Annotated in this window: 6 protein-coding genes; all 6 read right to left on the reverse strand. The window is 58.6% G+C overall.

Features of this window, described 5'->3' with window-relative positions; genetic code table 11:
• Positions 1–12: 12 nt before the first annotated feature.
• The gene (locus B071_RS15250) at positions 13–639 is read right to left on the reverse strand and encodes an HAD family hydrolase (protein ID WP_018525341.1); all 627 of its coding nucleotides are present in this window, start codon (positions 637–639) and stop codon (positions 13–15) included.
• Complete coding sequence (locus tag B071_RS0101525) at positions 636–1,865, reverse strand: aminopeptidase (protein WP_157702965.1); 1,230 nt, start codon at positions 1,863–1,865, stop codon at positions 636–638. Before B071_RS0101525 ends, B071_RS15250 begins: the two co-directional genes overlap by 4 nt.
• 100 nt (positions 1,866–1,965) lie before the next feature.
• Complete coding sequence (locus B071_RS0101530) at positions 1,966–3,090, reverse strand: metallophosphoesterase (RefSeq protein WP_018525343.1); 1,125 nt, start codon at positions 3,088–3,090, stop codon at positions 1,966–1,968.
• 2,049 nt (positions 3,091–5,139) lie between these two features.
• On the reverse strand, positions 5,140–6,558 hold the full coding sequence (locus B071_RS15255; RefSeq protein ID WP_157702966.1) for an adenylate/guanylate cyclase domain-containing protein: 1,419 nt from the start codon (positions 6,556–6,558) through the stop codon (positions 5,140–5,142).
• Positions 6,559–6,562: 4 nt separating this feature from the next.
• On the reverse strand, positions 6,563–8,491 hold the full coding sequence (ligA, locus tag B071_RS0101550; protein ID WP_018525347.1) for an NAD-dependent DNA ligase LigA: 1,929 nt from the start codon (positions 8,489–8,491) through the stop codon (positions 6,563–6,565).
• 248 nt (positions 8,492–8,739) lie between these two features.
• The coding region (locus B071_RS0101560; RefSeq protein ID WP_026244896.1) for a hypothetical protein at positions 8,740–8,934 on the reverse strand (195 nt) is incomplete at its 5' end.

The following is an 8,934-nucleotide window of genomic DNA, read 5'->3' on the forward strand; positions in this document are numbered from 1 at the left end:
CGGAAGCGGAGATTATTCCTCCCAAGGGCATCCATCATCCCCCTGCGGGGCCTCATCGGGCGGGAACAGCCGGATGTCCGAGACAGACATTCCCGCTCCCCGGGCCGCCTGGAGACCGGAGTCGCTATCCTCAAAGACGTGACACCGGGCAGGATCTACTCCGAGCCTTCGCGCGCATTCCAGGAAAATATCGGGTGCAGGTTTGGCATGATCCACATCGTCGGAGGTCACCACGGCCTGAACCAGAGAGGCAAACCCGGCGGAGCGGAGCGTCAGAGAGGTCACCGCCCGACACTCGTTGGTGGCGATTCCGATGGGCAACTCTCCGGTGTACCGGCAGAGAATGCGGGCGACCCCACCGATGGGCTTGACCTCCTTGATTCTCTGGAGATAGGCACGATCCTTGGCAACGGCCAGCGCCACCGGCGAGAAGCTTCGGCTGAACCGCTGGTTTAAGGCATCGACAATCGCCACCGACGAGAGCCCGCCAAGCTCCCGAAAAAGCGATTCCTCCAGGAGGATCCCCTCATTCCGCAGGGTTTCCCGCCAGGCCGCAAAATGGAGCGGCATGGTATCCAGAAGCGTACCGTCCAGATCGAAAATCAGCGCCTGGGTTCGATCGTGGGGAGTAAAAATCATAGGCAAAAGCACCCTTTCTCGATGATAGTGCGCGACGAGCCGTCCCGCAAGGTTGCACGAACCTCCATCGTCTCGGTACCGATCATGAAGTCCAGGTGCTGCCTGCTCCGGTTCGCGCCGAGAGCATCCAGGGCACGGTCGTCAAGAAGGGTACCACCCTCGATACAGGAGGGATAGGCAAAACCCAGGGCAAAGTGACAGGCGGCGTTCTCGTCCAGCAGGATGTTGTCAAAGAGCAACCCCGATTGAAATATGGGGCCCCGGGAATCGACAAGCGCGATCTCGCCCATGAAGGAGCTCCCCCGATCGACCTCCAGAAACTCTCCAAGAGCCTTCTCGCCCGAAGAAGCTCCAAAACTGACTACCTTCCCCTGGTCGAACTCCATCCAGGCATCACGGACCATGGTCCCCATAACCCTCACAGGCCGTGAGATGGCGACGCGACCCCGGGTCTGCCGATAATCGGGAGTGGTAAAGACCTCCTCGGTGGGAAGGTTCGGAGCGAACTCTATCCCCTCGGCGGTCCTGGCCCCGCCCCCTTTCCAGCGTGCCTGGGGGCTCAGCCCCACGGTGAGATCCGTGCCCTCCCCGGTGAAGTGAAGTTTCTCGATACCCAGAGTGGTAAGGGTCCGGGCCCGCTCCGTCAGAAGAGCCGCGTGGTTTTTCCAGAACAGGGCCGGATCATCGGCGTCGAGGCGAAGGATGGGAACAAAGGCTTCCCAGAGTCTCTTCAGGGCCTCCCTCCCCGGAGGCATATTCAAAACAGCCCCGGCCCATTTCGGTGAGGGCACAGCCATGACGGTCCACTGGGTCTCGTCGTTGCTGAGGCCCCGCCTGAGTTCGGCGTCGGCCTCGCTCAGGGCACGAGTTACCGACCCCATCCGCGCGGTATCGGCCCCCTCCAGCACCGAGGGGTCAACGGGCGACTTGATCGAGAGAAGTGCCCATCGATCCTGGAGGAGTTCCTTGTTCCGGCTCTCCCGGGAGGCGGGGACAAAAGAGAGATGATCCTCGCTGGAGTGGTCCAACCGGGCCCGGAGCAATCGCGACGATTCGGTCCAGAGATCTACCCAGGAGGCCCCCCGCTGGTAAGCCAGGGAGGCTATGGCCACAGCAACATCAAGATTTTCGGGTTCGATCTTTATCGCCAGGGGCTGCCCTTTCTGCAGGTTTACCCCCGCCAGGGCTACATGAGCAAATCGCTCCAGATATTTTTCTGTCTCCATGAGGCAGGATTGTATCACATAATCAGCCCGAGGAGCATCCCGGAAGGGGGCCTCCCTCCCCCGGGGCACGCGGGCACGACCTTCAGAGACGACGAGGCCTTCAGGAAAGGAGGTGAACACGGCTGAAGATGTAGGCCAGGCTGTCCTGCTTTATGGGCACTCGCTGGAAGGGCGTTCCCTCCAGCGGTTCGGGAGAATACTCGCGATAGCGTTGGTACCGCTGTTTTTTCGTGGTATCGGCCCAATAGACGAGTCGCAGATCTCCCCCCTCGATCTCCAGACAGGTCATCCCCTGCTTCCCCAGAACGTTGCCGGAATTGAACATACAGGGAACCAGAAGTCGCTCCTCGTAGAGACTCACGTGGGAGTGATCTCTCGTTTCTACCTCCTGTATTGCCAGGAGATCTTCCTTGAGTTGGGCGATGCGATCCTCTATTGCTCTCTGATTATCGCTCTCGGGATAGGCCCGGCACAGAGCTTCGATCTCGAAAAGGACGGAGTCTGTCTTTCCCATGGATTCAAAGAGTGGCCGGTGGGTGTGGCCGATGAAAACAAGGATGTTCCGTTCTGTGGCAAAACGATAGGCCCGGCGCTCTACCAGAAAGCGCCGACGACTATCGTCTGCCACGGGGGGCGTGCTCACGTGGAGAGGATTTGCCAGATATCGCAACAGGAGCCTGGCGATATTGTTGTGCTTCTGGTACCAGCGGTTGGTCTGATGGCCATGGAAGATAAAGATCGTTCCGCAACGGTGGGCGAGCCGCAGCCCCTGAAAGACCGGTTCCATAAAGGTCTCGGGCCAGTGCTCACGCCCGAACACACCCAGACCGGTCACGGAGGGCCCCCCCTCGAGAAGTTCGAGATCGTGGTTTCCCACGATGCGAGTCAGACCACCCCGGTCTGCAATGGCACCAAAGGCCAGGTATACCTCCTCCCACCGGTGAACGATACTTCTCATACTGAACCGTTGCAGGTCCTCCACATCACCGTTGAGAACCAGGTGGTACCCCTGCCTGGCGTAGTATTTTCCGAGTACCGAGGCAAAAAGTTCCCCGTTGTGGCGGAAATCGTCGTTTCGACCGCCGTTTCCCATGTGAAGATCGCTGAAAATCACCAGCCGGTCGCCGTCGGAGATCTTTCGTAACGGCGAGTGATCGTAAATGTCCTGTAAGTCCTTCTGATATCCCTGTCCCTGTTCATCCTGAACAGAACTCTTCTTCCCCATAGCTCACCTCGCAGGATCACCGCAACCGCGCGGAACGTCTCGTGCCCTGATGCCAGAAATCCCGAGCCCAAAACTCACCGCAGTAAAGCTGGAAAAGCAAAGCCGGAAAAACTGACAAGATCCCCACTCCTTGGTATAGTTTATTCTGGAGAGAGAATGCAACCGGATTACGTACTATACGAGCCAAAACAGCGGGAGGAGTTTCTCTCGCAGGTCGGAAATTTCTCGCCCAACGAGCGCGATGTTTTTCACAGGCTCTGCAAGAACTGGCAGCCCCGCATCTCCTACGAGAAGTTCTCCCGCCTCCTGGGAAGCACCTCCGGGGGGAGCGCGAGTGACCTGGCGTCACTCATGACGAAACTTCAGCGGGGGGGCTGGGGAATCCTGCGAACCAGGATCACCGACGGTAGTCGCTTCCGCGACGCCATCGTTCTCACCGACCAGCGTTCTCCCAGGTTCTATTGCGAGCTGGCTGACGAATATTTTACGGATATGCTCGAGTCAATCGTTAACCCCCTGCCGCTTGTGTCGGTTATCGAAAAAGCCCACGGCCCGATTCCGGCGGCGGCGGTCCTCCCGGTGGAGGCCGATCATCTGGCTTCGGTGATCAGCGGCAGCGGTTCCTACAGGGAAAAGACCGCGCTCCTGGAAGAAAAACCTCTGGCCGTGGAGAGTTTCGATAACGATCGCCTCCTGATTACCCGAAAGAACCTTCGGTCCTTCGGAAACATGGCGATTCTCAAGCTCCGCTACTACCTGACAAACACAACACTCCTGGGGGTTCTTGCAAAACTTCAGGACACCAGCCTGATCATGCTCAAAAAAAGCTGTTCCGGGAAGGACGGAGCTTTCTGGCTCTCCCTGACCAGAACGATCATGGCCAACAAGAGTGAGATCGACGCGCTCCGAAACGTGGGGGTCGAGAAAACCTTCTACCACGCGGCGGGACTGCTCAGGAGCCTGATCGAATCACAGGTTGCCGAGGCGGAAGAACGCAAGCGCCGCCAGGAAGAAGAAAAACTGGATCTGGAGGCGATCGCCCGCGCGGTCAAAGAGACCCCCGAGAAGCTTCTGCCCCAGGCATCGCTCACAGCCCTTCTGGAAAGCCAGCGGGAAAAATACGGTCCCGAGATCGGTTCTTTCAAGGAGAAGTTTTTCGAACGCTACGTTACACCCGAGCCCTCAAAAAAACTCCCCCAGGTTCTTCAGCTCGACAACGTCTTCATCCACCGAGACAACCTCTACCCGCTCTTTCTGGAACATTTCAGGATAGCCGAGATAGAACTTCCCGCCTATTTTGTCCATCTTATGGAGCACTCCCTGAGAACAGGCAACAGAAGCCAGGACCCTACTTTTTTCACCCTCGATACCTTCGAGCAGGCCCTGCAGGAGCAAATCCGCTCGTACAGCACGTTTTTGCCCGAGCTTATCGCAAAACCCGTCCTCCTGGCCGAGGGGATCATTCATCACACCAAACAAACCAGGCAGAGCATAACCCCCGCCGAGTTGCGACAACAGCTCTCTCTCTACTTCGATTCCGAGACCCTGCGCCCCCTGCCCTTGCGTGAGTGGTTCGGACTCCGCCTGGTGGATATTTTTGATCGGGCCTTTGCGCGCTTGCCCGTCTGGCACAGGCTCTGGATGCGGGTCAGCGGGAAGTACGAATCCTTCCGGGGGCGTTTTCTGAAACAGACAGAGCACACAAAACCGCTCCGGTCTTTCCGGGACACCCCCCTCCACCAGGATCGATCCCGCCAGGAGGAGGGCTTCCCCGGAGACATCCCCGTCAGAAGGGGGGCTCCCGGAAAAGAGGGTGGTCCGGCGCCATCCCGAGGCATNCCACAGAGCAGGCGAGCTCCCGGCGCCGCAAAAAACCGGAAGTCCTACAACCGCAAGCAGGTAGAGAGCGCCTGGAAGGAGTTTGGCAGCACCCTCAAGAAAAAAAATTGATGACCCAGGGCCGTCACTTCACTCTGCCCGGGGACTACCCGCTGAGCACCCTCCCGATCAGGGGGAGCTCCTTCAAATCGGGTTTCCCGGTCCGCGACATCACCCGCTGAGCAGCTCCAGATCCTCCTGATCGGACTGGTGTTCGAGAATTGCCGAAAAAATTGATGCGAAGACCAGAGGAAAGACCACATTATGGAAGTACGCGCGCTGGGCAATGGCGGCCTTCTGCTCCTCGTAGCGGCGCAGAAGGTTCTCCCGCGCCAGAGCGACATGGCGGTCGTAGGAGGCAAAGGGTAAATCGTCGTCATCCGGATCATCCCGATGGTTTATCGCGTCCTGGTACCGCCCCAGAAGGGTAAAGAGGTCAAACAGGGAAAGCTCCTGACAGAGCTCGGCCTCCAGCCGATCCTCCTCGTTTCCTGATTTCTCACGCAGTTCCGCGAATCTCTGGGGGTACATTATCTCGTAGGCTTCACTCCGCCTCAGTATTACCCCCCGATGAACCAAGGCCTCTTCGATCGCCTCGATAACGTGGCGGTTTCCCCGATAATACTTGAGGATGGAAAGAATCCGTTTTGCTCCGAACCGTCCGTGAGCCAGGAGAGCCAGGACCTGTTCTGCCATCTGCTCGGGCAGAGCAGGGTTTACCTGGATGCTACAGGTCTCGTAGGCAGCTCCCCCTTTTTCCCAAAGACGAACCTGGCGAACTGCGAAGAGTTCCTCCCAGGTTATGGTGGCGTACCGGCTTCCCAGAGCGCGGGCCTCCCGGCAAAAGCGGTCCCGATACTCCTCGAGAAAGCCGTGAGAGTTCAGAATCTCGTAATAGTCCCGGGAAATGCGGAGCCCCCCTACGGGAGCGGTGCTTTCCATCCGCTTTGCGTTGATCACGGGCATACCGATCACATCCCACTGACGAGCTCCGTCGGGACCAAAGTTCCCGATGGTAACCTCGCCCAGATTTGCCCCGACCCGGATACGGATCTGGAACATCGCGCTCAGGGGGTTGGCCACAGCATCGTCGCTCCGCAGGCGTTGCATGATCGCAAAGGCCCGACTCAGGGCTTGGCGGTCGATCTCACTGTGATAATCCTCAAGAAAACGGTCATCAGCGCTGTTAAAGCGAAGGCTGACCCGTTGCATCTCCACGCAGGTGAAGAAGAGTTCCTTCGCCATGTAGAGACGGATCTCCTCGGGATTACCCGTTTTCCGCACGACCGGATCTATAAGCCCCCCGAAATGGAACATCAGGGAGTCTCCCTCTATCTTGTTCAGGTACCCCCCGTGCTTGCGGAGAACTCCGTTAAAGGCGGTGTAGAGGCCGTTGAGAACTTCCTGATTTTCCTTGGGAGTCAGAAACTTTGAGAGGAAGGTGTAATCGGCGATGTCGATAAACCCCACCCCCACCTCGACCTCTTCACTCTCACGGGGGATCTCCCCTACCTCGAGTATAGCCTCCACCAGTTGCCGGGGAAGATAAAAATCCTCGATCTGTTCCCGCAGGGACCTCTTCATACTCATGATGCTAATCCTCCCGGGGCTCCGGCGCAAGAAGGGATTGTGAATTCGGAGGAAGAAGCGCAAGAAACTCATCCTCGGTGATCACGGGAACCCCCAGTTCCCGGGCGCGACGAGCCTTGGCCGAGGTAGAGTCGGGACTGTTTGTCACCAGCCGGGAGAGACCGGCCGAGACGGAACTCCGCGCCTCTCCTCCCCAGCGACGGACCAGTTTCTCGGCATCGCTGCGCTTCAAGCGGTTCAGCGTGCCGGTAAAACAGAAGGTCATCCCCTGCAGGGGCAACTCCCGGACTGCGTCGGGAGCCCCACCCTCTTCCAGGATCACCGCCCCTGTAGCGAGGAGGCGGTCCATCTCGTCCCGGAGGGCCTCGAGACCTTCGAGAATCGCCTGGGCGGTTGTTTCGGCGATTCCCTCGGCACGGGAAAGATCCTCCACCGTGGCGTTCCTGATCTTCTCCAGGGTATCAAAGCCTCCATCAATCACCTTCTGCATCTTGAGTTCAGCGATGCCGGCGATATCGAAACCGGCTACAAAACGGGCCAGCGGCACAGGGTTTGCCCTGCCCAGGTTCTCCAGGGCCTTGGCAGCGCTCACCTCACCCATACCCGGGAAAGCCGCCAGATCTTCCGGGGAAAGCCCGTAGAGATGGGCAATCTCGCGGACCAGCCCCGTCTCGAAGAGTTTTCCCAGCAGGACGTCTCCGAAATCCCGGACCTCCAGGACGTCGATCCACTTCTGCAGACGCCGGAAAGCTCTGCGGGGACACCGCGGATTGGGGCAGTAGAGACGCTTTCCCTCGTTGACCGTCGCCGTTCCACAGGCCTGGCACTGCGCCGGAGGGATGATCTCCCGGGTCTCGCCGGTGTGGCGGACAAGACGCTCGATTTTGGGGATGATGTCACCCCGTTTGGTGATAATCACCTCGCTTCCAATCTTCAGACCCATCGAGGCTATCAGTTCGGGGTGAACCAGNCTGGCCCGACGCACCGTTGTTCCCGCCAGCAAAACCGGGTCAACCAGAGCCACGGGTGTGTAGAGGTGCCCCGATTCACTCCATTCTACATCGCGCAAGACCGTGAGAGCTTCCTCGGCAGAGAACTTGAAGGCGATCTGTTTCTGGGGACGCACCCGCTGCATGTCCTCCCGATCTACCCGGGGCCCCTTGATCACCAGGCCATCGATATCGTAATCCAGAGAGGGCCTCTTTTCGATGACCAGGTCCCGGTAATGAATCACCTCTTCGGGGGTTTCCAGAACTGTTTGAGGGACCAGGTCGAAGCCCATGCGCTGGAGCCAGTTTGTCTTCTCGATCTCGTCAGAAAAGGCCCGCTCCTCGTCCAGGGATATGGCATCGTAACAGAGAATGCGCAGGTGTTCGCTCCCGACCCCGTCCTTGCGTCGCATGATTCCGTTGGCGGCGTTCCGGCAGTTGGCCTTGTCCTGATAATACTCGCGGTGAACCCGGTGTTCCATGATAATCTCGCCACGGACCGCACCGGAGAAATCTTCCGGGAGCTCCCGGGGAACTCCCCCCATGACGCGAACGTTTCGGGTGATATCGTCACCAACCCGGCCGTCTCCCCTCGTTACTCCGTGGGCAAAACGGCCCTGCTGGTACTGGAGTTCGATACTGGCTCCGTCCAGTTTGTACTGGACGATGTAACAGGAGTGACCAACCTTTCGGGCCCATCGGAGAAATTGCTCCGGTGACGAAGCCTTATCCTGACTTCCCATGGGGATGAGGTGCTCCCGCTTTATGCGGTCGTCGCTGCTGTCCTCGCCTACACGGCTCAGGATCGGATGATCAGGGGCAAGTTTTGTGAGTTCATCCCAGAGCGCATCGAACTCGCTGTCCGTTATCTCAGGTTGATCGTTGTAATATTTACCCTGGTGATAGGCGATACGTTCCGCCAACTGGTCTATACGGTTTTGCATGGCAGGTGAAATATATCCCGAAACACCAGAAAAAAGAACTCCAATTCTGTGCCCCCCTTCTCTCCAGGGGCCTCTCCCTGGAGGCTGCCCCCGGCAGGGGATACAAAAAGGGCCTGCGGGGAAAGGAGGTGAACCCCGCAGGCCGTAACGTGCTGACTCACCCTGTATAACAACGGGCGGGTCAGGAGGTAACAGAAAAATCTGTTTTTTCAGCTCTTTTTTTGACCGGCGTCCTTACATCTGCCTCTTTATTCCTGCTTCCCCTTGTTCGAGGCCAGCTTGAGCTCCCCCGTGGCGCGGAGGATCTCCTCGATCTGGGAGTGGTTCACGTCGCTCACGCTGGAGATGTCGCCGATGGCGGCGCTGATCTGCTCCACGCTGGTGATGATCGTGTCCATGGCGTCGCGCGAGCGCAGGGTGATCTCGCTCACGTTCCGCATGGC

Origin of the sequence: Alkalispirochaeta alkalica DSM 8900, from assembly GCF_000373545.1 — a bacterium.
GTDB classification, from domain to species: Bacteria; Spirochaetota; Spirochaetia; order DSM-27196; family Alkalispirochaetaceae; genus Alkalispirochaeta; species Alkalispirochaeta alkalica.